This window comes from Stenotrophomonas sp. 93052_Sma (genome assembly GCF_056481145.1).
Map to the genome: position 1 here is coordinate 1,280,413 of NZ_CM151134.1, position 24,105 is coordinate 1,304,517.

18 protein-coding genes and 5 pseudogenes are annotated in these 24,105 nt (G+C 66.1%); 10 read left to right on the forward strand and 13 right to left on the reverse strand.

Annotated elements, in window-relative coordinates; translation table 11 throughout:
- Positions 1-197: 197 nt before the first annotated feature.
- The 3 genes from mqo to ACZK2V_RS06020 form a co-directional block, all read right to left on the reverse strand.
- Positions 198-1,898, reverse strand: coding sequence for a malate dehydrogenase (quinone) (gene mqo / locus ACZK2V_RS06010; RefSeq protein WP_071227765.1), 1,701 nt, complete (start codon positions 1,896-1,898; stop codon positions 198-200).
- A 182-nt stretch (positions 1,899-2,080) separates the two neighbouring features.
- Positions 2,081-2,527 carry a GNAT family N-acetyltransferase gene (locus ACZK2V_RS06015; RefSeq protein WP_132809542.1) on the reverse strand — a complete coding sequence of 149 codons (447 nt, stop codon included), beginning with the start codon at positions 2,525-2,527 and terminating at the stop codon, positions 2,081-2,083.
- Between the two features lie 183 nt (positions 2,528-2,710).
- On the reverse strand, positions 2,711-3,616 hold the full coding sequence (locus tag ACZK2V_RS06020; protein WP_010483397.1) for a LysR family transcriptional regulator ArgP: 906 nt from the start codon (positions 3,614-3,616) through the stop codon (positions 2,711-2,713).
- A 138-nt stretch (positions 3,617-3,754) separates the two neighbouring features.
- Between ACZK2V_RS06020 and ACZK2V_RS06025 the strand changes: the two genes are divergently transcribed.
- Together ACZK2V_RS06025 and ACZK2V_RS06030 are read left to right on the forward strand one after the other, a co-directional pair.
- Positions 3,755-4,390: a LysE/ArgO family amino acid transporter gene (locus ACZK2V_RS06025; protein WP_005408523.1), complete on the forward strand. Its 636-nt coding sequence runs from the start codon at positions 3,755-3,757 to the stop codon at positions 4,388-4,390.
- Positions 4,391-4,557: 167 nt separating this feature from the next.
- A pseudogene (locus tag ACZK2V_RS06030) lies at positions 4,558-6,539 on the forward strand (alpha/beta hydrolase family protein).
- A 58-nt stretch (positions 6,540-6,597) separates the two neighbouring features.
- Here ACZK2V_RS06030 and ACZK2V_RS06035 read toward each other — a convergent pair.
- Both ACZK2V_RS06035 and ACZK2V_RS06040 read right to left on the reverse strand, forming a co-directional pair.
- Positions 6,598-8,352 carry a peptide MFS transporter gene (locus ACZK2V_RS06035; RefSeq protein WP_049398893.1) on the reverse strand — a complete coding sequence of 585 codons (1,755 nt, stop codon included), beginning with the start codon at positions 8,350-8,352 and terminating at the stop codon, positions 6,598-6,600.
- A gap of 79 nt (positions 8,353-8,431) precedes the next feature.
- Positions 8,432-9,579 (reverse strand): annotated as a pseudogene (locus ACZK2V_RS06040) (acetyltransferase domain-containing protein).
- Between the two features lie 199 nt (positions 9,580-9,778).
- Between ACZK2V_RS06040 and ACZK2V_RS06045 the strand changes: the two are divergent.
- From ACZK2V_RS06045 to ACZK2V_RS06060, 4 genes and pseudogenes are all read left to right on the forward strand, one after another.
- Positions 9,779-11,743 (forward strand): OPT family oligopeptide transporter, encoded by a 1,965-nt coding sequence (locus tag ACZK2V_RS06045; protein WP_032127608.1) that lies wholly within the window; start codon positions 9,779-9,781, stop codon positions 11,741-11,743.
- A gap of 215 nt (positions 11,744-11,958) precedes the next feature.
- Positions 11,959-12,706: pseudogene (locus tag ACZK2V_RS06050) on the forward strand (TolB family protein); the annotation flags it as partial.
- 11 nt (positions 12,707-12,717) lie between these two features.
- Positions 12,718-14,035, forward strand: a pseudogene (locus ACZK2V_RS06055) (dipeptidyl-peptidase 5); the annotation flags it as partial.
- Positions 14,036-14,176: 141 nt separating this feature from the next.
- Entirely contained in the window at positions 14,177-15,421 is a 1,245-nt protein-coding gene (locus ACZK2V_RS06060) for a DUF819 family protein (RefSeq protein WP_486323004.1), read from the forward strand.
- An 87-nt stretch (positions 15,422-15,508) separates the two neighbouring features.
- Here ACZK2V_RS06060 and ACZK2V_RS06065 read toward each other — a convergent pair whose 3' ends face one another.
- From ACZK2V_RS06065 to ACZK2V_RS06085, 5 genes are read right to left on the reverse strand one after another with little or no spacing between them, the layout of a single operon-like run.
- Positions 15,509-15,988, reverse strand: coding sequence for a hypothetical protein (locus ACZK2V_RS06065; RefSeq protein WP_049422782.1), 480 nt, complete (start codon positions 15,986-15,988; stop codon positions 15,509-15,511).
- Between the two features lie 46 nt (positions 15,989-16,034).
- On the reverse strand, positions 16,035-16,295 hold the full coding sequence (minE, locus tag ACZK2V_RS06070) for a cell division topological specificity factor MinE (RefSeq protein WP_004148073.1): 261 nt from the start codon (positions 16,293-16,295) through the stop codon (positions 16,035-16,037).
- Positions 16,296-16,297: 2 nt separating this feature from the next.
- Positions 16,298-17,107 (reverse strand): septum site-determining protein MinD, encoded by an 810-nt coding sequence (minD, locus tag ACZK2V_RS06075; RefSeq protein WP_010483375.1) that lies wholly within the window; start codon positions 17,105-17,107, stop codon positions 16,298-16,300.
- 35 nt (positions 17,108-17,142) lie between these two features.
- Entirely contained in the window at positions 17,143-17,988 is an 846-nt protein-coding gene (gene minC / locus ACZK2V_RS06080; RefSeq protein ID WP_189720709.1) for a septum site-determining protein MinC, read from the reverse strand.
- Positions 17,934-18,530 (reverse strand): GNAT family N-acetyltransferase, encoded by a 597-nt coding sequence (locus tag ACZK2V_RS06085; protein ID WP_032127604.1) that lies wholly within the window; start codon positions 18,528-18,530, stop codon positions 17,934-17,936. The genes minC and ACZK2V_RS06085 overlap by 55 nt, the downstream gene beginning before the upstream one ends.
- 153 nt (positions 18,531-18,683) lie before the next feature.
- Here ACZK2V_RS06085 and ACZK2V_RS06090 point away from each other — a divergent pair, with 153 nt between their 5' ends.
- The 4 genes and pseudogenes from ACZK2V_RS06090 (at position 18,684) to ACZK2V_RS06105 (ending at position 22,308) form a co-directional block, all read left to right on the forward strand.
- Positions 18,684-19,886: a sensor histidine kinase gene (locus ACZK2V_RS06090; RefSeq protein ID WP_049461775.1), complete on the forward strand. Its 1,203-nt coding sequence runs from the start codon at positions 18,684-18,686 to the stop codon at positions 19,884-19,886.
- On the forward strand, positions 19,886-20,527 hold the full coding sequence (locus ACZK2V_RS06095; protein WP_006424175.1) for a response regulator: 642 nt from the start codon (positions 19,886-19,888) through the stop codon (positions 20,525-20,527). The genes ACZK2V_RS06090 and ACZK2V_RS06095 overlap by 1 nt, the downstream gene beginning before the upstream one ends.
- Positions 20,528-20,761: 234 nt before the next feature.
- Positions 20,762-21,835, forward strand: a complete 1,074-nt coding sequence (locus ACZK2V_RS06100; protein WP_032127602.1) for a polyketide cyclase — start codon at positions 20,762-20,764, stop codon at positions 21,833-21,835.
- A 103-nt stretch (positions 21,836-21,938) separates the two neighbouring features.
- Positions 21,939-22,308 (forward strand): annotated as a pseudogene (locus ACZK2V_RS06105) (DUF423 domain-containing protein).
- 57 nt (positions 22,309-22,365) lie between these two features.
- On the opposite strand, the gene ACZK2V_RS06110 reads toward ACZK2V_RS06105, so the two are convergent.
- Genes ACZK2V_RS06110 through ACZK2V_RS06120 form a run of 3 tightly spaced genes read right to left on the reverse strand, consistent with a single transcriptional unit; the run spans position 22,366 to position 24,102 of the window.
- Complete coding sequence (locus tag ACZK2V_RS06110) at positions 22,366-22,659, reverse strand: hypothetical protein (protein WP_032127601.1); 294 nt, start codon at positions 22,657-22,659, stop codon at positions 22,366-22,368.
- Between the two features lie 30 nt (positions 22,660-22,689).
- The gene (locus ACZK2V_RS06115) at positions 22,690-23,499 is read right to left on the reverse strand and encodes a M15 family metallopeptidase (RefSeq protein ID WP_486323005.1); all 810 of its coding nucleotides are present in this window, start codon (positions 23,497-23,499) and stop codon (positions 22,690-22,692) included.
- A 9-nt stretch (positions 23,500-23,508) separates the two neighbouring features.
- On the reverse strand, positions 23,509-24,102 hold the full coding sequence (locus tag ACZK2V_RS06120) for a PH domain-containing protein (protein WP_486323006.1): 594 nt from the start codon (positions 24,100-24,102) through the stop codon (positions 23,509-23,511).
- Between the last annotated feature and the right edge of the window lie 3 nt (positions 24,103-24,105).

Sequence of the window (24,105 nt, forward strand, 5' to 3'; positions counted from 1 at the left end):
CACATCAGGTCCATCTGGGAGGGGCGCGGTCACTGCGCAGGGCGCAAATGTAAATAATTCTTAACAACATTACAATTAGCGTCATTGTGCATAGGATTCCCGGCGCCGGGCATCGCTTTCTGCAGCAGGGAGCGGCCCAAACGCGAACGGCCACCCGAAGGTGGCCGTCCGTGTCTGCTGCAGGGAATCTGCCAGGCTTACAGCGCCTGCAGTTCCTCGTTGGCGTTGCGCTTTTCCTTGGCTGGTGCCGGAACGGCTGCCGGCACTACCGCCGGGGCCGGAGCCGCCGCATTGGCGTCCACCGGCACCTCCAGGTACGGCAGGCGCAGGGTCTGACTGGTCAGCGTGCGGATCTCGTTGACCAGCGCGGCGTTGTCGTTGAGCTTGCGCCCGTACGACGGCACGATCTCGCGCAGGCGGGTTTCCCAGCCGGCCTTCATCTGGTCCGGGAAGGCCTTGGCCATCAGGTCCAGCATGATCGGCGGCGAGGTCGATGCACCCGGCGAGGCACCGAGCAGGGCGGCGATGGTGTGGTCCTTGTCGGTCACGATCTCGGTACCGAACTGCAGCACCGGGCCCTTCAGCGGATCACGCTTGATGATCTGCACGCGCTGGCCGGCGGTGACCAGCTTCCAGTCGCCCGGCTTGGCATTGGGGAAGTACTTGACCAGTTCGGCCTGGCGATCGGCATCGTTCAGGCGTGCCTGGGCCATCAGGTACTGCACCAGGTCCAGGTTGTCCTTGCCCACTTCCAGCATCGGGCCAACGTTGTTGTGGGTGACCGAGGAGTACAGGTCCCACCACGAGCCGTGCTTGAGGAACTTGGTGCTGTACAGCGCGAACGGTCCGAACAGGACCACCGGCTTGCCGTCCAGCTTGCGCGCATCCAGGTGCGGCACCGACATCGGCGGCGAACCGGTTTCGGCCATGCCGTAGGCCTTCACGCCATGGCGCGAGGTCACGTCCTGGCCCTGGAAGGCGAGGAACTGGCCACCGACCGGGAAGCCGGCGTAGTCCTTCGATTCCGGAATGCCGGACATCTGCAGCAGCTTCAGTGCAGCGCCACCGGCACCTATGAACACGAAGCGGGCGTGGGTGGTGGACTCGGTGCCGGCCTTGAGGTCCTTCACCGTCACGTTCCAGCTCTTGTCGGCGTTCTGCCGCAGCGCGCTCACTTCGTGGTTGAGGTGCAGGCTGAAGTTCGGGCTGCGCTGCAGGCCGGCGGTCAGCTGGCGGGTGATCACGCCGAAGTTGACGTCGGTGCCCAGCGGCATCCAGGTCGCGGCAACCTTCTGCTTCGGGTCACGGCCTTCCATCAGCAGCGGTGCCCACTGCTTGATCTGTGCCGGATCCTCGGAGTACTGCATGCCGTAGAACAGCGGATTCTTCACCAGGGCCTGCTGGCGCTTGTGCAGGTAGGCGATGTTGTCATCGCCCCAGACGAAGCTCATGTGCGGGGTCGGGTTGATGAAGTCGCTGGGCTGGCTCAGCCGGCCTTCCTTCACCTGGTGCGACCAGAACTGGCGCGAGACCTCGAACGATTCGGCGATGCCGACCGCGCGCTTGGTCTCGATGCTGCCGTCGGGCAGTTCGGGGGTGTAGTTCAGTTCGGCGAAGGCCGAGTGGCCCGTGCCGGCGTTGTTCCAGCCGTCGGAGCTTTCACCGGCGACGCCGTCGAGGCGTTCGTAGACCTGGATGTTCCAGTCCGGCTGCAGTTCCTGCAGGTAGGTGGCCAGGGTGATGCTCATGATGCCGGCGCCGACCAGTACCACGTCGACGGGCTTGTCGTTGCTGGCGGCGGGCACCGAGCGCTGGGTCAGCGGCCAGTACAGGAACAGCGCGGCGGCCAGCAACAGCAGCACGAGCAGGGCGAGCAGGGCCTTGCCAAATTTCTTCATGGGGGCGGGATCGTTGGCGGAGGGGAAGGGGTCAGGATGCGCGTGGGGCAGGGAAAGGGCGTGAAGAAACAACGCCTTGCGCCATCCATCCGCGATTCTAACCGGATCCGGTCCGTTTTTGATGCAACGCAGCATCCGACGTTTCGCGGCACCGTCACGCGAAGCGCCGGGCCACGCCCGGCTCAGACCAGCTCGAGGATCTCGTCACCGGCCTCATCGATCTCGCCGGTCGGACGCCAGCCCAGGCGGCGGTAGAAGCCGTGCGAGCGCGAACGCGGGTCGGCCGAGCACGCCAGGAACAGCCGGGCATGGCCGACATCGCGGGTCAGGCTCACCACCTCCTGCAGCAGCTGGCGGCCGATGCCACGGCCTTCGTAGTCCGGCAGCAGGGCCAGCACCAGCACCTCGCCACTGTCGCGGTCGGCGAAGCAGTAACCGGCCATGCGCTCCCCCTCCCAGGCGACGCGGCCGATCGAATCGCCCTGGGTGATGCCGGCCGCCCAGCTTTCCGGCGTGATGCCCAGCTCCGCCAACTGCGCGGCACTGAAGGCGTTCTCGCGGGTGCGCCCGCGCAGGTCGATGCAGGCGGCGGCATCTTCGGGGCGCGCATCGCGGACGAATACAGGCATGCAGGGCATCCTTGCAGTGATCGGCCGACCAGTATCCGCATCGCGCATGGACCTGGTGTGGAGACTTCGTGGAGATTGGATGGAGCAAAAAGGGGACGGAGGGGATTAAGTCGTCTTTGCCCAGAATGTCGTTTGGGCCTTAAACGACTTAATCCCCTCCGTCCCCTTTTTTGCAGGGCTGCCTCAGCGCTTGCGCCGCACCAGCGCTGAGGAGGCGTCCAGCACGGCGCGGGTCAGCAGGGCCATGGTCTGCACGTCACCCTTCCAGTGCTGCCAGTACAGCGGCACGTCTTCCCACGCGCGCTGGCGTACGTAGACCAGGCGGCCGGCGTCCAGGTGCCGCTTGACCAGGGGCAGCGGGTTCATGGTCCAGCCCATGCCGCCCAGATTGGCCTGCACGAACGCGCGAGTGGAGGGAATCCACCAGGTCGGTGCGGTGCTGGGCAGGTCGTCGCCGGCCATGCGCCGGGCAAAGCGCGACTGCATTTCGTCCTTGCGGTTGAACACCAGCACCGGCGCCTGCGCCAGCGCCTGCGCGGTCACGCCCTTGGCAAAATGGCGTTCGCGGAATTCAGGGGTACAGGTGGCGGCGTAGCGGATGCTGCCCAGCGCGTGGATCTGGCAGCCCTGCACCGGCTCGTCCAGGGTGGTCACCGCGCCCAGCACGGTGCCCTGGCGCAGCAGTTCGACGGTGTGGTCCTGGTCCTCCACGCGCAGGTCCAGGGTGGTGCCGGTGCTCTGTGCGAACTGCGAGGCGGCCTGCGGGAACCAGGTTTCCAGGCTGTCGTGGTTCACCGCCACCGGAATGCTGGCCTGCGGCAGGTCCTCATCGGCCAGGCCCATCCGGTGCAGGGCGTCGTGCTCGAGCAGGGCGGTCTGCTCGGCCAGCTGCACCAGCACCTGGCCCTCGGCGGTGGCGGTGGCCGGGGTGCCGCGCTTGACCAGCAGGCGACCGACCCGATCCTCCAGTGCCTTGACCCGCTGCGAGATGGCCGAGGGCGTGACATTCAGCGACTGCGCAGCGCGGTCGAAGCTGCCTTCGCGGATCACTGCGGCGAGGGCGCGCAGTTGGGCATGGTCGATACGCATCGAATTAAGTTCCGCTAATGTTGGTTTAGGAAGTTTAGCTCGTCTTTTTCATGTTGCGGCGCGACAATGGCGCCCGTTCCGGTGCTGTCCGCCTTCGCGAGGCACCGTCCCCCCAAGCAAGTAAAGGCAGTGAATCCCATGTTCTCGGTCATCTCCGCCAGCACCGGCCTCGGTGCCTGGTTCTCTGGTGCAGCTACCGGCATCGGCCTGTTCGCCGTGGTCGGGGCCCAGAGCGCCTTCATTCTGCGCCAGGGCATCCTGCGCAAGCACATCGTGCCGGTGGTTGCCACCTGTGCGGCCATCGATGCGATCTTCATCTTTGCCAGCGTGGCTGGCCTGCGCACGCTCACTTCGGCGCTGCCGTGGCTGACCACCGCCGTGCTGTGGACGGGCGTGGCGTTCCTGGCCTGGTACGCCATGAAGTCGGCACGCCGTGCGATTGCCGGTGGCGGCGGCATGGGCGAGGCTGACAGCGACGACGGCAGCCGCCGCGCGGTGCTGATGGCCGCGGTCGGTTTCTCGCTGATCAACCCGCACTTCTGGCTGGACATGATGGTGATCGGCTCGATCGCCGAGAACTTCGGCAACGCCCGCATGGCCTTCGCCGCCGGTGTGGTGACTGCCAGCTGCCTGTGGCTGACCGCGCAGGGCCTGGGCGCACGCCTGCTGGCGCCGCTGTTCACCAAGCCCAGTACCTGGCGCGTGCTCGACGGCACCATCGCCGTGATCCTCAGCATCCTGGCCCTTACGTTGGCGGTGCGCGGGGTCCACTGACCCGGCGCACGCCCCCCGAACCCACGTCCTGACTCTCTCTCCAAGGTAGTGGTAACGACGGCACCGGCAACGGTGCCGTCGTTTTTTCTGCCGATGTGGCGCGGCAAACGGTCACGTGCCTAGAATCGTGCATCCGGACAGGGTGTCCGGTTTTCCATGGGGGAAGGATGCGCAGGATTGTGCTGGCTGTACTGTTGGGCGCGGTTGTGGGTGGGGCATCGGCCGCAACGCTGGACCTGGATCGCTATCTGCGGCAGGAGTCGTTTACCGACATCAAGATTTCACCGGGGGGCGAGTACATCGCCGCGACGGTTCCGCTGGAGGCGGGAACCGCATTGGCGATCTACCGCATTGCCGACATGAAGATGGTCGGCAGCTTCCGCCCGCCCCGCAACGATCACGCCCACACCTTCGACTGGGTCAGCAACGAGCGGCTGCTGGTGGGCATGGCACAGAAGTTCGGCGTGCTGGACCGGCCGACGCCGACCGGCGAACTGTTCGGTATCAATGCCAACGGCAAGGGCGGCGAGCTGCTGGTGGGGTACCGGGTTGCCGACCAGAGCCTGGGCACCAACATCAAGGTCAAGCCGGCAGGCCTGGTGGCCGCCTACCTCAGTGATGAGCTCAAGGACGATGACCGCAACGCGCTGGTGACGGTGATCCCGCTGGTCGGCAGTTCGCATGCGCAGGTCGAGCGCATGGACGTGATCACCGGTCGCCGCAACGCCGTGGCGCGCCTCCCATTCCCGATGCGGACTTCACGACCGATGAGCAGGGCGAGGTGCGTTTCGCACGCGCTGTCGTTACCGATGGCACGCAGAAGCTCTACTACCGCACGGGCAGCAACAGCGACTGGGTCCTGCTCAATGATGAATCCCTGAGCAAGCGCATCGAGGCGCCGCTCGGCTTCTCGGCCGATGGTCGCCTGGCGTACCTGCAGGTCGAGCAGGCAGATGGACCTGATGCCATTGTCAGCTGGGACCCCCAGAGCAATGAACGACGCACCGTGCTGCGCGATGGGAGTGCCGACCCGGCGCGCATCATCCGGCGCCCCGGCAGCCGCGTGCCGGTCGGGGCCCTGTTCCTTGGCAGTGCGCCGCGAACGGCATTCTTCGATGACGCCTCGGACGACGCTCGCCTGTACCGCAGCCTCGAAGCCGGCCTGGGCGGAGCTGTCTACATCACCTCCAGCACGCGCGATGGCAAGACGGTGCTGGTGGAAACCTGGTCAGGCAGCAATCCGGGCGATTTCTATCTCTATGACACGGTTGGCAAGAGTGCACGGCACCTGATCAGCCGCAGCGACTGGATCGACCCCGCGCTGGCGGCGGAGGTGCGTCCGATCAGCCTGACGGCGCGTGATGGGCGTTCGCTGCATGGCTTCCTTACCGTCCCGCATGGCCGCGAGGCCCGGGCGCTGCCGATGGTGGTGGTGCCGCACGGAGGTCCGATCGGTGTTGCCGACCAGGGCGCCTATGACACCGAGACACAGATGCTGGCGGCGGCAGGTTACGCGGTACTGCAGGTGAATTTCCGCGGCTCTTCCGGCTATGGCCGGGCCCACATGCAGGCCGCGCGAAAGCAATGGGGGCTGTCGATGCAGGATGACGTCACCGATGCCACGCGTTGGGCGATCGAACAGGGCGTGGCCGACAAGAACCGCATCTGCATCTATGGGGCCAGTTACGGTGCCTATGCGGCGATGATGGGGGCGGTGCGCGAACCGGGCCTGTACCAGTGCGCGGCCGGCTACGTCGGCATCTACGACCTGCCGTTGATGTACGCCCGCGGAGACATCCAGAGCGACGAGTCAGGCCTGGCCTACCTGCGGAACTGGCTGGGATCGCCCAAGGATCTTGCAGAGCGTTCCCCGGTGAATCTGGCCGCGCAGGTGCGGGTGCCGGTATTCCTGGCCGCGGGTGGTCAGGATCAACGTGCGCCGATCGTGCACAGCGAACGCATGGAAGCTGCGTTGAAGAAGGCCGGCTCGCCGGTGGAAACCCTGTACGTCAAGAATGAAGGGCATGGTTTCTATTCCCCTGCCAACCAACGTGCGTACTACAGCAGGTTGCTGGCCTTCCTCTCGCGCAGCCTGGGGGGCCAGGTGGCCGGGCAGGCCGCGCCTGCGGAGAAGAGCAGCGCGCCCTGAACAAGCCGGGGGCGGCGGATGATCGATCCGCCGCCCCCGGAGTTCGCCTGCATCGGGCTTACTTGACCCCGTGCATCATCTTCTTCAGCAGCGGCGCGGCGATGAAAGCGGCCAGCGCACAGCCCAGGCCGATCCACATCAGCAGCCAGAACAGGTGCGCATAGGCACCGGCCGCGGCCACCATGTCCAGCGATTCGCCTTCGGGCACTTCGATCGCGGCCAGCTTGCCGAACAGCGCCGCCAGCGTTTCCGAGAACGCGGTGGCCAGGAACCAGGTGCCCATCATCAGGCTCATCACCCGCGGCACGGCCAGCTGGGTCACCGCCGACAGGCCGACCGGCGACAGGCACATCTCACCGCTGGCCAGCAGGAAGTAGGCCAGCACCAGCCACCACACGCTGGCCATCTCGCCGGTGGCGCCGACCTGCTGTGCGGCCAATGCCAGCGGCACGAACGACAGCGCGCCGATCACCAGGCCCCAGGCCGATTTGACCGGCTTGCCCGGTTCCCAGCCGCGGCGGTCCATCCACGTCCACAGTGCGGCGAAGGCCGGCGCCAGCAGCACCAGGAACAGGCCGCCGAGGTAGGTCAGCGAGCCGGCGGTCTGCGGAATCACCAGGCAGTCGCGCACCAGCAGCACCAGCATCAGCACGACGATGGCGGCGAAGAACGTTCGCGGCGCAGATGAGCCCGGACGGCGCTCGGACAGCCGCGCGCTGACCACGAAGCCCAGCGGTGCCAGCAGCAGCGAGATGATCGACCAGGGCAGCGGGGTACCGCCGGTGATCACCAGCGAGGGCACGATGTCCTTGGTCAGCAGGCGGTCGGTGAAGGTCACCCAGGAGCCATACGACTGCTCGTACATCGTGAAGAACACCAGTGCCATGAAGATCAACACCATCAGCGCGACCATCTGCTGGCGCTGCACCGGCGTGCACTTGCTGCCGGTGAACCAGGCGAACCAGACCAGCACGCCGCCCAGCACCACCAGCATCAGCATCAGCGCCAGGCTGATTTCACCGCCCAGTGCGAACGCGCCGTTGCCGGCCGCCCACATCAGCCACGCCACCGGCAGCACACCGAGCACCGCGCACAGATAGATGAGCCATTCGCGCGGCAGGCCCAGCACCTTCTGCTTCAGCGCGGCCGGCTGCGGCGGTTCGGCATGGCCCTGCAGGTACTTCTGGCCCCACAGGAACATCGCCAGGCCAGCCAGCATGCCGATGCCGGCTGCACCGAAACCGTACTTCCAGCCGTAGGCCTCGCCGAGGAAGCCGCACACCAGCGACGAGAACAGCGCACCGAGATTGATGCCGGCGTAGAACAGCGAGAAGCCCGAATCACGGCGCGGGTCATCCTTGGCGTACAGCTTGCCGACGATGGTGGAGATGTTCGGCTTGAGGAAGCCGACGCCCATGATGATCAGCGCCAGCGACAGGTAGGTCACCGCCAGTGCCGAGGTGTCGCGCACCACTTCGCCGTTGACCCGGTAGGCGGCGTGGCCCTCGAAGGCCATGCCCAGATGGCCGAGCACCAGCAGGATGCCGCCGAACAGCACTGCCCGGCGCATGCCCAGCCAGCGGTCGGCCAGCATGCCGCCGAACACCGGAATGCAGTACACCAGGCCGCCGTAGGCGCCGAGCAGGTCCAGGCCGGCCTTGTCGCCGAACAGGTGGTACTTGGTCAGGTACAGCAGCAGCAGCGCCTTCATGCCGTAGAAGGAGAAGCGCTCCCACATTTCGGTGAAGAAGCAGACGTAGACGCCCTTGGGATGGCCCAGGAAATCGTCGGAAGCGATAGCGGTGGAATTCATCGCGGAATTATAGGCCTGTGGCCCGATCCGCTTTCAGTAGATCCACGCCATGCGTGGATTGCCGGACTGGCCTGGGCGATCACAGGTACCGCAGCCACGCCAGATCGCGCCTTCGTGCCTTGAACCGCGCAAATGCCCGCGTCGGCGGATACAGCACCACCGCCAGCGCACAGGCCACCAGCAGCAGGCCGGCCACCGAATCCAGTGCGTACAGATCACCGTGTGTCGGCCCCCAGATCGCCAGCGCGGCCAGGTACAGCCCCTTCAGCACATACAGGTGCAGCAGGTAGAAGAACATCGGCGCGGCGCCGACATCGGCCAGCGGGCGCAGCGCGCGCCCAGTGGCGGCCATTCGTACAGGCGCAGCAGCAACAGTCCCACGCCCAGCGTCAACAGCAGGAACTGCAGTGACGGCGGGTACTTGGTGATGTTGAACACGCTCATCCAGGTGCGCAGCGTGCTGGTCTGGTACTGCCACGGTGCATCCCCGTACTGGTTGGCGAACCGCAGCAGGGCGAACAGGGCCAGCGCGCCGACGCCTGCGCACAGCAGCCAGCGCTGGCGTTGCGCCGGGTCGCGGTCGCGGGCGAACCACGGCCCCATCAGGTAGCCCAGCGCGATCACTCCGATCCACGGCAGCACCGGGTAGGAAGTGCGCAGGCGCAGCGCGCCGGCCTCGATCCAGTCGCGCTGGTGCAGTACTTTCCACAGCATCGCCAGCAGGCCGTGGCCTTCCACTCGCACGCCGTCCAACAGGTTGTGCCCGGCCACCACCGCGACTGCCAGCACCAGCAGGGCCAGGCGCGGCAGCCACAGAAGGCCGGCCAGCGCGATCATGCTCAGCCCGATGGCCCAGATCACCTGCAGGTACAGCGTTTCCGGCGGCAGCTGGAAGGTCCAGGCGAAATTCACCAGGGTCAGTTCCAGCACGACCAGGAACAGCCCGCGCTTGAGCAGGAAGGCGGCCGTGGCCCGGCGCGGATCCGCCTGGCGCTGGCCGTACAGCCAGGCCGACAGACCAGTGAGCAGCACGAATACCGGGGCGCACAGATGCGCCAGCAGACGGCAGGCGAACAGGCCGGGAGAGACCGTCGATGCGTCCATCGGGTCGCTTACCTGATGCTGCAGGAAGAAGGTCTCGCGCACGTGGTCCAGCAACATCAACAGCATCACGGTGCCGCGCAGCTGGTCGATGGAGGCCAGGCGAGGGGAGGGGGAAGGGGGCATGCGATGCAGTAACAGCAAGGTAGCATTAAGATATAACATATCATTTGCTCTGCGCCCAGCCGGACTTTGCCGGGTCGGTCGATTGCCGGTCCACGTACTGGCCCATTGCGCTGCAGCACACGCCCCATCCTTTGGCACGCTGGACTTGATCTGCCCTGAACGCTAGCGTGGCAGGGATTTTTTGCCAGCAGGGGCTTCCATGAACCACGACGCTGCGCCCAAGCAGCTCACCTTCCGCGCAGTGGCCCTGGCCATCGTGCTGGCGGTGGTGCTGTCGGCCGCAAACGCCTACCTCGGTCTGTTCGCAGGCCTGACCATCGCCACCGCCATTCCCGCCGCGGTGATTTCCATGGGCGTGCTGCGCCTGCTGGGCGGTGGCTCCATCCTTGAAAACAACATCGTGCAGACCGGCGCCTCGGCCGGTTCGTCGATCGCCGCCGGTGTGATCTTCACCATCCCGGCGCTGGTGATCATGGGCTACTGGCCGGACTTCAAGTACTGGTGGGTGCTGGGCATCGCCGGCCTCGGTGGCCTGCTGGGCGTGCTGTTCTCGGTGCCGCTGCGCCGTTCGATGATCGTTGAAGACCCGCTTCCGTTCCCGGAAGGCAAGGCTGCGGCCGAAGTGCTCAAGGCCGGTGAGAACCCGGGCCCGGGCCTGAAGATCCTCGGCCTGTCGGCAGTCATCGGTGCCTTCGTCAAGCTGGCCGCGGAAAGCGGCATGCGCCTGATTCCCGATGCCTGGGCCACCTCGGCCTATGTCGGCAGTTCCAAGGTCACCGCCTTCATCGGTACCAACCTGTCGCCGGCACTGCTGGGCGTGGGCTACATCGTCGGCCTCAACGTCGGCATCGTGGTCGTGTCCGGCTCGATCCTGACCTGGCACATCGCCATCCCGATCTACCAGGCGTTCTTCATGAACACCGATCCGGCACTGGCCGCGTCGGTCGCCACGGCATCCTCCACCGAAGCGGCGTTCGCCATCTGGGGCGCGAAGATGCGTTACCTGGGTGTCGGCGCAATGCTGATCGGCGGCATCTGGACCCTGATCTCGCTGCGCAAGTCGCTGCTCAATGGCGTCAAGAGCGGCTTTGCCGCCGCCCGCAAGAGCGGTGGCCCGGTGCTGGCGCACACCGAGCGCGACCTGCCGATGAAGTGGATGCTGGTGGCCCTGGTGGTCTTCGTGCTGCCGCTGCTGGCCCTGTACCAGGCCATCGTCGGCCAGTGGCACGTGTCGATCCCGATGACCATCATCATGATCGTTGCCGGCTTCCTGTTCGTGTCGGTCTCGGCCTACCTGGCCGGCTTGATCGGTTCGTCCAACAACCCGGTGTCGGGCATCACCATCTCCACCATCCTGTTCGCCTCGGCCGTGCTGGTGGTGCTGCTGGGCGCCGACGGCCTCAAGCCGGTCGGTGCCGGCGGTGCGCCGCTGGGCGCGGTGGCGGCGATCATGATCGGCGCGGTGGTGTGCTGCGCCGCAGCGGTTGGCGGTGACAACCTGCAGGACCTCAAGGCCGGCTATATCGTAGGTGCCACCCCGTGGAAGCAGCAGCTGATGCTGGGCATCGGTGCCTTCTCGTGTGCGCTGATCATGGCCCCAGTGCTGAACCTGCTGGCCACCGCCTACGGCATCGGCGTGAAGTCCGAGCTGCACCCGAACGCGCTGGCTGCGCCGCAGGCAAACCTGATGGCCTCGGTGGCCAAGGGCCTGTTCGGCGGCGAACTGCCGTGGACCTTCATCGGCATCGGTGCCGTGGTCGGTGCCGCCATCATTGCCTTCGACAGCTGGCTGAAGTCGCGCAACGCACGCTTCCGCGTGCCGGTGCTGGCCGCCGCCATCGGCATCTACCTGCCGCTGGAGCTGATGGTGCCGATCTTCCTCGGCGGCCTGATCGCCCACCTGGTCGAGCGCTTCCACAAGGTGCGCGCCGATGACGAAGAAGGCCGCGACCGCGTGCACAAGCCGGGCGTGCTGTTCGCTGCGGGCCTGATCACCGGTGAGGCACTGATGGGCATCGCCATCGCGATTCCGATCGTGGTCAGCAGCCGCGCCGACGTGCTGGCCGTGCCGTTCCACCTGCCGGGCGCGCAGTGGATCGGCCTGGCCGTGCTGTTCCTGGTGGGCTGGCTGATTTACCGCACCGGCAAGTACACCAAGGCGTAAGGGACGGGTAGTGCCGGCCGCTGGCCGGCAATCCCGGAATCCCGTGATACCCCTGGTTGCCGGCCAGCGGCCGGCACTACCGCAAACCGCGCTACGGCGCGGGTTTGCTCTTTCTGGCGACGGGGCCAACCCCACGGGCAGCCATGACCGATGGCCTTGGCAGCCCCGGCCGCACGGGCCTACCATCGGTTTTTTGCCGTCCTGCGGAGACCCCGATGAAACTGCGTCATGCCCTGCTGCCACTGAGCCTGCTGGCCGCCCTGCCCAGCGTTGCCGCTGCCCGTGGCCTGGAAGTCCGCGACATGGTGGCCATGGATCGCGTCTCCGCGCCGGTACTGACCACGGACGGTGGCACTGTGGTGTTCGCCAAGCGCAGCGTGGACGCCAACCTGAAGGCCTCCACCGCGCTGTTCGCGCGCAACCTGCGCACGCGTGACGCCGCTCCGCCGAAGCAGATCACCCCGGCTGGCTGGAGCGTCAATTCCGCGTCGCTGTCGGCCGATGGCCAGACCGTGTATTTCCTCAGTGCCAAGAACGGCAGCCAGCAGCTGTACGCGCAGCCGATCAACGGCGGCACCCCGCGCCAGCTGACCGACTTCCCGGTGGACGTGGACAGCTACCACGTGTCACCGCAGGACGACCGCGTGCTGTTCAGCGCCGGCGTGTTCCAGGCCTGTGCCTCGGACCTGGCATGCACCGAGAAGAAGCTGAAGGAAAAGAAGGACGCCAAGGCCAGCGGCCAGGTGTGGGATTCGCTGTTCGTGCGCCACTGGGATACCTGGAACGACGGCCGCCGCAACACCCTGTTCGTGGCACCGCTGCCGGCAGGCAAGGCCGGCGCGGTCAAGGGCGCCTCGGCGCTGAGCGCGACCATCGACGGCGATGCACCGTCCAAGCCGTTCGGTGGCAATGACGATTTCGCGTGGTCGCCGGATGGCGCCAGCGTGGTGGCCAGCATCCGCGTGGCCGGCAAGCAGGAGCCGTGGTCGACCAACTTCGACCTGTACCGCTTCGACGCTGCGGGCAAGCAGGCGCCGGTCAATCTGACCGCCTCCAATCCGGCCTGGGATGCCGGCCCGGTGTTCAGTGCCGACGGCAAGACCCTGTTCTACCGTGCGATGAAGCGCCCGGGCTTCGAGGCCGACCGTTTCGGCCTGATGGCGATGGACCTGGCCAGCGGCAAGAGCCGTGAGATCGCGCCGCAGTGGGATCGCTCGGCGGGCGGCATCACCCTGTCCGCCGACGGCTCCAGCATCTACACCACCGCCGATGACCTCGGCGAGCACCCGCTGTTCCAGATCGACGTGGCCAGCGGCAAGGCCACCAAGCTGATCGGCGACGGCAGCGTGACCTCGGTGGACGTGGCCGGCACCAGCGTGGCGATCACCCGCAACAGCCTGAAGAGCAACGACCAGGTGCTGGTCGGCCTGCTGCCGGCCGCCGGCGAAGCCATCGGCGAGCTGCGCGCTGACCCCGGCCGCTGGCGACGTGCTCAAGGACGTCAGCTTCGGTGACTACGAACAGTTCGAGTTCAAGGGCTGGAACAACGACACCGTGCACGGCTATGTGGTCAAGCCGCACAACTACCAGGAAGGCAAGTCGTACCCGGTCGCGTTCCTGATCCACGGTGGCCCGCAGGGCAGCTTCGGCAATGGCTGGAGCTACCGCTGGAATCCGCAGACCTATGCGGGCCAGGGCTACGCCGTGGTGATGATCGACTTCCACGGCTCCACCGGCTATGGCCAGGCCTTCACCGATGCGATCAGCCAGCACTGGGGCGACCGCCCGCTGGAAGACCTGCAGAAGGGCTGGGATGCGGCGTTGAAGAAGTATTCCTTCCTCAACGGTGACAAGGCCTGTGCGCTGGGCGCCAGCTACGGCGGCTTCATGGTCAACTGGATCGCCGGCAACTGGAACGGCCCGTTCAAGTGCCTGGTCAACCATGACGGCGTGTTCGACCAGCGCATGATGGGCTACGCCACCGAAGAACTGTGGTTCACCGAGTGGGAGCAGGGCGGTACGCCGTACCAGAAGGCGGCGAACTACGAGAAGTTCAACCCGGTCAACCACGTGGCGGACTGGAAGAAGCCGATCCTGGTCATCCACGGCCAGCAGGACTTCCGTATTCCGGTCGAGCAGGGCCTGGCCGCGTTCACTGCTGCCCAGCGCCAGGGCATCGAATCGAAGTTCCTGTACTTCCCGGATGAAAACCACTGGGTGCTGAAGCCGAACAACAGCATCCTGTGGCATGACACCGTCAATGCCTGGCTGAAGCAGCACATCGGCAACTGATGACTGCAGCGCCGCCCTTCGGGGCGGCGCTTTTGTTTCGCCATCTGCTGTACCGGTGGGTGCCGACCGTTGGTCGGCACACCTTCCTGATCTGCCGCCAACAGCAGCCGGCCAGCGGCCGGCTCTACCCAGAGCGCCTGCATGCCCTCGACCGCCCTGATCCAGAACGACATCGTCGTCTTCGGTTTGATCGCCGCCACCCTGGGCGCCGTGTTTTGGACCGCTTCGCGCGAGCAGGGCCTGTGGAAACGCTTCTACACCTTCGTGCCGGCACTGCTGCTGTGCTACCTGATTCCCGGCATCTACAACACCGTCGGCCTGATCGACGGGCAGAACACCAAGCTCTACAACCCGATCGCACGCGACATCCTGCTGCCGGCAGCGTTGATCCTGCTGACCCTGGCGGTGGACATCAAAGGCATCCTGCGGCTCGGCCCGAAGCTGGTGCTGATGTACCTGGGTGCGTCCGCCAGCATCATGCTGGGTGCGGTGGTGGCGTTCCTGGTGATGCGCGCGCTGCATCCGGAAACGGTGGCCGGTGACACCTGGGCCGGTATGGCCGCACTGGCCGGCAGCTGGATCGGCGGCGGTGCCAACATGCTGGCGATGCGCGAAGTGTTCGACGTCAACGCCACCACGTTCGGCCAGTTCGCGGTGGTCGATGTCGGTGTCGGTTCCGTGTGGATGGCCGCGCTGATCTTCCTGGCCGGGCGCGCAGCGAAGATCGACGCGCGCAGCGGTGCTGATACGTCGGCCATCGATGAGCTGAAGGAGCGCATCGCGCGCTTCCAGGCCGAGCATGAGCGTATTCCCAGCCTCACCGACCTGATGCTGATCGTGGCAGTGGCCTTCGGCGGCGTGGGTCTGTCACACGCGATCGGTGCACCGCTGGCAGCATGGTTCAAGGCCAATGCCAGCTGGGCCTCGCAGTTCAGCCTGGATGCGCCGTTCGTGTGGGTGGTGGTGCTGTCGACCACGCTGGGCCTGAGCCTGAGCTTCACCCGTGCACGCACGCTGGAAGGTGCGGGCGCCTCGCGGCTGGGTTCGCTGCTGCTGTACTTCCTGATTGCCTGCATCGGCATGCAGATGGATCTGCTGGCGCTGCTGGACCGCCCGTGGCTGTTCCTGCTCGGCCTGATCTGGATTGCCGTGCACATCGCGCTGCTGTGGTGCCTGGGCAAGCTGCTGAAGGTGCCGTTCTTCTATTTCGCGATCGGTTCGCAGTCGAACATCGGTGGCCCGGCCTCGGCGCCGGTGGTGGCTGCAGCGTTCCATCCGGCCCTGGCGCCGGTGGGCGTGTTGCTGGGCACGATGGGCTACGCCACCGGCACCTACCTGGCCTACATCGTCGGCATTACCCTGCGCGCGCTGGCAGGGCAGGGCTGATGGGGTAGTGCCGGCCGCTGGCCGGCAACCAGGTAACGCTGCACGGGTTCATGAGGTTGCCGGCCAACGGCCGGCACTACCGATGCGTTACGCCACCGGCAATCCGCGTTCGATCAACCACGCCTTCGCGTCTTCGGCGTCCTGCTCGAACCACGCCTGTGTCGACCCCAGCCGATACGTATACCCCCAGGCATCCATGTCGGCCATCAACCGCGCACTGCCAACGCCAGGCAGCTGCCCGGCCAGCACGATCTGCAGGTAGCAGGTGGCATCTTCCTCGGCCACCGAGTCGGTGGCGTCGGTATGCACCTGCGCACGCCGCTCCGGCGGCAGCACGATCAGATGGCAGGCTTCATGCAGCATCGAGTGCACGGGCGTGTCATCGCGCACGTACACGTTGCTGGCGATGATGCCGGCCTCGGGTTCGCCCCAGTAGCTGCCGGGAATCGGTTCACCGGCCGCGACGTGGTGCAGCTGCAGGCCATGCGCGGCGAGCAGGCACTGCGCATCAGCGAAGGCGATGTCGCCCACGCAGGTGATGTCCACGGCGGTTGTCGTATCGGTCATGCGGGTCAGGCAGCCCCGCCCGTGCAGGCACGGGCGGGGCAGAGCTTCAGGGTTTGTCCGGGCCTTCAGGCAGCGCCACGGAGATGTCCAGCACATCGTGCTGGCCATCCTTCACCAGGTCGACCTTCACTGCATCGACGTCGATGTTCACGTACTTCTTGATCACTTCCAGCAGCTCGCGCTGCAGCAGCGGCAGGTAATCGGGGCCGCCGCGGTTGCTGCGCTCCTGCGCGATGATGATCTGCAGGCGGTTCTTGGCGGTTTCGGCGGTGGTCTTCTTCGCTTTGAGGAAATCAAACAGGCCCATGCTTACCCTCCGAACAGCTTGCTGAAGAAGCCCTTCTTCTCGACGTTGGTGAAGCGCATCGGGCGTTCTTCGCCGAGGATGCGCGCGACGGCGTCGTCGTAGGCCTGGCCGGCTGCGGACTCGACATCCAGGATGACCGGCTCGCCCTTGTTGGAGGCGTTGAGCACGTCACCCGACTCGGGGATCACACCGATCGCCTTCAGGCCGAGCACTTCCTCGACGTCGGCGATGCTGAGCATCTCGCCGCTTTCCACGCGCAGCGGGGTGTAGCGGGTCAGCAGCAGGAAGGCCGGCACGTCCTGGCCGGACTCGGCCTTGTGGGTCTTCGAGTCGAGCAGGCCGATGATGCGGTCCGAGTCGCGCACCGACGACACTTCCGGGTTCACCACCACCACCGCACGGTCGGCGAAGTACATCGCCAGGAAGGCGCCCTTCTCGATGCCGGCCGGGGAGTCGCAGATGATGTAATCGAAGCCGTCGGCGGCCAGGTCCTTCAGGACCTTGCCCACGCCTTCCTGGGTCAGTGCGTCCTTGTCGCGGGTCTGCGAGGCGGCCAGCACGTACAGGTTCTCGAAGCGCTTGTCCTTGATCAGGGCCTGCTTGAGGGTCGCTTCGCCGTGCACGACGTTGACGAAGTCGTACACCACGCGGCGTTCGCAGCCCATGATCAGGTCGAGGTTGCGCAGGCCGACGTCGAAGTCGATCACCGCCACCTTCTTGCCGCGCCGTGCCAGGCCGCAGGCCAGGCTCGCGCTGGAAGTGGTCTTGCCGACGCCGCCCTTGCCGGAGGTGACTACGATGATTTCAGCCAAAGGACTTCTCCTGATGATTCTGTTTGGGTGCTGCGTCAGTCCAGCGCAGCGATCTTGATCTGGTCCTGTTCCAGCCACACCTGCACGGCCTTGCCGCGCAGGGAGTCCGGGACATCGTCCAGTACCTTGTAGTGGCCTGCAATGGCGACCAGTTCCGCATGGAAATCACGGCAGAAGATGCGTGCCGTGGTGTTGCCCTGTGCCCCTGCCAGCGCGCGGCCGCGCAGGGTGCCGTAGATGTGGATGCTGCCATCGGCGATGACCTCGGCGCCGGCGCCGACGGTGGCCATCACGGTCAGGTCGCAGTTTTCAGCGTACAGCTGCTGGCCCGAACGCACGTTGCCCAGCTGCATGCGGCCCGGCTGCGGTGCGGCGGCGTCGGCCACCTTGGCCACCGGCGTGGCCGGTGCCGGCTTCGGTTCGGCACGGGCTGCGCGACGCGGTTCCGGCGCAGGCGGCGGCGGGGCCGGCTCGGCCTCGGCACGCTCGTACTGGGCGCGGAACTTGGCCAGCAGTGGCAGCCCGAGCTGCTGCGAGAGCAGGTCGACCGCGCTGGTGCCATAGGCCAGCGCCACCGGCAGCACGCCGGCACTGCGCAGGCCATCGACCAGCGCCTGCGCGGTGGCCACGTCCGGCACCTGGCTCAGGCCGCCGAAGTCGAGGATCACCGCGGCGCGGCCGAACAGTTTCGGCGCACGGGTGACGCGTTCGCGCATTTCCTGCACGAGGCGTTCGACATCAAGGGTACGGATGCGCAGGTTGGCGATGCCCACCTGGCCGATCTTCAGTTCACCGGCCTGTTCGTAATCGAAATTCACCGCCACGCTCAGGTCCCCGTCGGCCGCTGTGCCTGCGCCGGCAGATGCCGGGCACGTGTCCATGCCACATCCGGCAGCTTGCCGCCGTAGGTCTCCTGGACCCACGGGTAGCTGCACAGTTCCTTGGCCAGCATGCTGGCGCGCACGTCGACCTGCGGCATGGTGTTCTGGCCCAGCTCGCGGAAGCCGAAGCTGCCGTGAAAGAGCAGGGCGGCATCGGCGCCATGGTCGAGGAAGACTTCGCAGGTCATCTGCGGGTAGCGCAGCTCGGCAAAGCTCTGCGCGTCGGCGTAGAACGCACGGCCGACGCCACCGCCACGACGGCGGCTGGCGACCACGATGCGGTCGATATAGAAGAACGGGGTGTCCAGCTGCTGCTTGAACCAGGCGAAGTTGCTGCTGTCGTGCTGGCTGTCGCTGCCGAAGCCGATCAGGAAGCCGGCCAGGTTGCCGTCGCGCTCGGCGACGCGGAAATATTCAGCGGTTTCGTAGAACAGGCGCAGGCGGGCCGCATCCAGGGGAAGGATGGCCAGGCCAGCGTTGTTGTTCAAAGCCAGGACGGAATCGAGCTCGTGCTCGCGCACGTCGCGGATGACAATCGACATTGTGACTCCGTGGGGTAACGCGGTTGGTCCGTCAAATTGGACCCTGCGCACGATTATTGCATGCCCGGGGTGGGCTGCGGCATGAACAGGGGACCTCGGATGCATGACTTCCGTGGGAGTGCGCGACGCGGGCCGGGCCCGTAGAGTGCTGGCATGTTGGGAGTCCTCAGCCATACCCGCGTCCTCCGTCTGGCCGGCCTGTTTACCTGGGTCATGGTCGGCCTGCCACTGGCGTACTCGCAATTCGAGAACCTGCACAGCCGCAGCGATATGGGCAGCTGGGCGATCCTGTTGTTCGTCGCCTACCTGTCCTTCGGCGCCGCGTACTACTGGCTGACCCGCCTCCTGCGCAGTGACAGCGATAGTCACACCACCTGGCTGGACCGCGGCCTGCTGCTGCTGCTGACGGTTTCGGCGCTGGGCGTCAGTTTCCTCAGTGGTTCGGGCCTGGGCAGCATCCTGATGATGGTGGCTGCCGGCGTCATTCCGTGGATGCTGTCGGCGCGTCTGTGCGTGCTGTGGCTGCTGGTCAGCCAGCTGGCGGTGGCCCCGGTCTATTACATACTGCTGAACTTCCCGCTGTTCGAAGCCGTGATGCAATCGCTGCTGTATGGCGGCTTTTCCATGTTCATCTTCGTGACCAGCCTTGTCGCGAGACAGCAGACCCAGGCCCGCGACGAGCAGCGCAGGCTCAATTCGGAGCTGCGTGCCACTCGTGCCCTGCTGGCCGAAAGCGCTCGCGTCAACGAGCGAACCCGCATTTCGCGTGAGCTGCACGATCTTCTGGGGCATCAGCTGACCGCACTGACCCTGAACCTCGAAGTGGCCGGTCACCTGGCCGAGGGCCAGGCGCTGGACCATGTAAAGCGCTCGCATGCCTTGGCCAAGCTGCTGCTGGGCAACGTGCGTGAGGTGGTCAGCCAGCTGCGCGAGACCGGCGCCATCGATCTGGCGGCGGCGCTGCGCCCGCTGACCGAGAACGTGCCCTCGCTGGACATCCAGCTGGAGATCGAGGATCCGCTGAACGTGGAGGACCCGCAGCGGGCCCACGTGCTGCTGCGCTGTACCCAGGAGATCATCACCAACGCGGTGCGCCATGCCGGCGCCCGCCACCTGTGGATCAAGGTGTACCGTGAAGCCCCCGACCGGGTGGTGGTGGAGGCCCGCGACGACGGCGTCGGCGCGGATATGGTCAATGTCGGCAATGGCTTGCGCGGCATGCGCGAGCGCCTGCAACAATGTGGTGGCCAGCTGCAGGTCGAAACCCGTCCCGGTGAAGGCTTCCGGCTGCGGGCGACGGTGCCGGCAACGGTGCTGGTGGCCGCCCTTACCAAGGTTCCTGAAGGAGTGCGTTGATGATTCGCGTCTGCCTGGTCGACGACCAAACCCTGGTGCGGCAGGGAATCCGCTCCCTGCTGGCGCTCGACGACGGTATCGAGGTGGTGGCCGAGGCCGGCGATGGCCGGCAGGCGGTCGAACTGATCCCGCAGGTGCGCCCCGACGTGGTGCTGATGGACATGCGCATGCCGGTGATGTCCGGGCTGGAGGCGCTGCAGGTGCTGTCGCGCCAGGAGCAGCTGCCACCGACCATCATCCTCACCACCTTCGATGACGACCAGCTGGTGCTGGCCGGGCTCAAGGCCGGAGCCAAGGGCTACCTGCTCAAGGACGTGACCCTGGCGCAGCTGGTCGGTGCCATCCGCACCGTGGCCGACGGCGGTTCGCTGGTGCAGCCGGCCGTGACCCAGCGCCTGCTGTCCGGCCTGGAGCACATGCGCAACGAGTTCGTCAGCCTGGACCGCCCGGACCCGTTGACCGATCGCGAGACCGAGATCCTGCGCCTGATGGCCAGTGGCTTCTCCAACAAGGAGATCGCCAACTCGCTGGGTGTGGCCGAAGGCACCATCAAGAACCATGTGTCCAACATCCTGTCCAAGCTGGGCGTGCGCGACCGTACGCGCGCCGTACTGAAGGCGTTCGAACTCCAGCTGGTCTGAGGAAAACCTTTTCAGGACAATGACTTGAGGTCCAGTCATGGCCCTCGGGTGGGGTTGCCCCCTACTTCACGGGTATCGGTATGCGGTACCCTTCGAATTCTTTGTCCATACAAATACGCAGCCGGCAGGGAAACCGGTGCGCCAATCCCGATAAACAATGCCCGCGAAGCCTGCTAGGATTGGCGCTTCGCTTCAATCAACCCGGCCGTGGGATCGGCCCCGGAGACTCTCTGAATGACCCGTATTATCGAGTTCCTGATCGCCTTGGGGATCGTGGCTGGCCTGTTCGTCATCATTGGCGTATGTCTGCCGGGCGAGCGTCACATCACCGAAAGCATCGAGACCAACCGCAAGATGACGATCGTGTACGACACGGTCAGCAGCCTGCGCCGCTTCAAGGACTGGAACCCGCTGGTACTGCGCGATCCCGCCGTTGAACTGAAGCTGTCCGGCCCGGCCTCCGGCGTCGGTGCCACCCTCGACTTCACCTCCAAGGACCTGGGCACCGGTTCCTGGAAGATCACCGAAGCCGAAGAGAACAAGCGTGTTGCGATCGCCATCGATGACGCCACCAAGGGTCACGACAAGATCACCACCTTCACGCTGGAGCCGACCGGCAAGGGTGGCCGCAACGTCAAGATCACCCAGGACTACTCGGTGAAGTACGGCTTCGACCTGTTCGGCCGTTATGCCGGCCTGTATGTCAGCCGCCAGATCGGCGACGACATCAAGATGGGTCTGTCGCGTATGGCCAACATGCTGGCCAGCGTCCCGAACGTGGACTACCGCACCCCGGAAGCCCCGCTGACCGATCTGGCCATCGTCAATGTGCCGGCTGAAGACCTGCTGGTCGTCAACGCCGGTAACGTGGACCGCGGTCAGGACACGATCACCAAGTCCATCAAGGACAACCAGGAGTGGATCAAGCGCGTGATGGAGGCCAACGGCCTTGAAGCCGCCGGTCCGTTCCGCATCATCACCACCGATTTCGGTCAGGAGAAGTACGCCTTCGACATCGCCCAGCCGGTGAAGAAGAAGGGTGCTGAAGGTGCCACCGCTGAAGAGCTGACCGTCAAGATCGACGGCGGCGCTCCGGTCAAGTACGTGCACGTGGCCCCGCACCGTTCGGCGCATGCCGCCTACACCGGCCACATGGCGGGTCTGGACGTGGCCCGCAACGGCCTGCGTGCCTGGGCTGTGACCAACGGTTCGGAAGTGGTCGATCGCCCGTACGAAACCTGGAAGGACGGTCTGGACAAGTCGTTCACCCCGGAAGCGACCTACGACATCTACTGGGCCGTCAAGTAAGCCTCGGCTGACCCATGTAGTGTTGGACACGAAAACGCGCCGCTCATTGCGGCGCGTTTTTTTTCATCTGGCGCCCGGCAAGGGCGCTGCGCAAGGAGCCCACATGTTCAATCTCGAACGTCGCGCACGTAAGCCATCACTGCTGGCCTGCCTGGGGGCGCTGCTGGCCGCCGCCTCTATCGGCCTGTCGGCCTATGCCTCGCACGGTGTGGCCGACCCGCTGGCGCAGCAGCATCTGAACATGGCGGCGCTCTATGCGTTCGCGCATGGCGCGGTACTGGTGGCGCTCGGGCCGCGCGCAGGGCGCGATCGCGCACCTGGCGTTGTACGTGCTGCTGCTGGGCGTGCTGCTGTTTTCCGGCAGCCTGGTGGGCGGTGCGTTGTGGCAGTGGCCGACACGGATGGCACCGATCGGTGGCAGCAGCATGATGGCCGGATGGGTGTTGCTGGCGATCAATGCGTTGAGGCGGTGACGGTCGCAGGGCTGTCGCTTCGATCCATGCCGATGCGATCCTAAGGGTTCATGGGCGTTACTTTTCTTTTCGCGCGAAAAGAAAAGTAACCAAAAGAAACGCGCCGCCGGCCGCGAGCCGGTGCTGCGCACCGGTCCCCTGTGCTCCTCGGCCCGTCGAGGGACGGTGCGGGAACTCGCTGCGCTCAGACACCCGCACCTCTTCGCCCTCGTCGGACCTGCGGTGCTCGGCTCGCTTGAAGGCGGACCCAACAGCTGCGCGCTGATCCGTTACAGGGGCTTCGAGCTTTGCCTTTGCCTTCTTGTCCCATTTCGTGGCGGGCACACGCGGAATCCGCCCGGACAGCTCCATGAATTTCGCCGTGCAGCCGCCACGAGGGGCTCAGCCGTTGGCCGGTCTCCAGCACCAGTGCCAAGGTTCGTAGACGATCCCATGCGGGTTGTCGCGCGGGTAGCTCAGCTGGAAGCCATGCCCACCGGCATTCGCCTGCAGCCACGCAAACGCGTCGGTGGCTTCGAACGATTCTTCGGCCGGGGCGTCGCCCGGTGTACCGATGTCCAGCGCATGGCCGCTGTGGTGTTCACTGAAACCCGGTGCGGCATTCACCTTCAGGATCTCTGCCACGCTCAAGCCGCGCGCCAGCTTCCGTTCGAAGATGCCCAACTGGTAGGCATGGCTGCGGAAGCCGGAGATGGCGTCCAGCGCAATGCCATCCTGTGCTGCGTGCAGTCGCATCCGCCGCCAGCCCTGTGCGGCGCCTCGGCGCAGCCATAGCGGGCGGGCGAAGCGATCGCGGCCGGCAAAATGCAGCAGGCAGGGTTCGCGTTCCAGCGGCAGGCCGCTGTCGTCGGCGTAGCGCTGCGGGTCCAGGCCAAGCTGCTGCAGGCGCTGCTGCAACCCGGCCAGCGGCAGCCACTGATCTTCCAGTCCGGCGCCGAAGGGCCGTGCAGCCGCGGTGTCCAGCAGCGCTAGTGCATCCTCGACCCCGGGCTCGCGCGGCAGGCGCGGCACCATCGAATGCACGCCGTGCGGCAGTACCGCCGCCAGATAGCGGCCATCACGCTTGCGCCGCAGCACCCACTGCGCCTGCGACAGCAGGCGTGCATCCAGGTTGCTGCGTGCGCGCAACAGGTGGGCGGGCCACAGCTCGATGGCCTCGGTATTGATCAGCAGGGGCGGGCGTCGTTGCATCGCCTCAGCTTACTGCCGTGGTGCCGACACGGCCACCTTGCGCAGCGCATCGAGCAGCGCCTGCGGCCGGTCCACGCTGAGCAGCAGCGTGCTGCCATCACTGACCGGCAGGGCGAGGACACGCGCACGGTCGGTGACCAGGGCGAAGCCCTTGCCGCCTCCCTGCAGGCGGAAGTGGCCCGAGTAGAAGCCAGGCATTGAATAGCCATTGGTTTTGACACGGATGCCATAGCGGCGGTCACGCTGCAGGTCGACCACCTCGGCCTGGTCCAGCCGCAACTGCGCCACCGGCACCCGCCGCCGATACATCGTCGAGCGCACGTCCAGCACATCGCCGGCCAGTTCCACCCGGCGGCGGAAGAATGCGGCCCCCAGCCCGACAGCGAGTACAGCGATGACGATCAGGCTCCATGCCGCACTGCCGCCCATCCGGAACCAGGGCGGCGACAGCGTAACTTCGATCCAGGGTGCGTTCGCCGGTGCCTTGTACAGCTGCGCATACAGGCAGGCCACGAAGGCAGCCAGCAGCGGCAGCACGATCCACAGCACGCGCAGCGGCGAACTCTCGACCACGTCAAAGGGTTTCGGGTCACTGCCGCCCATGGT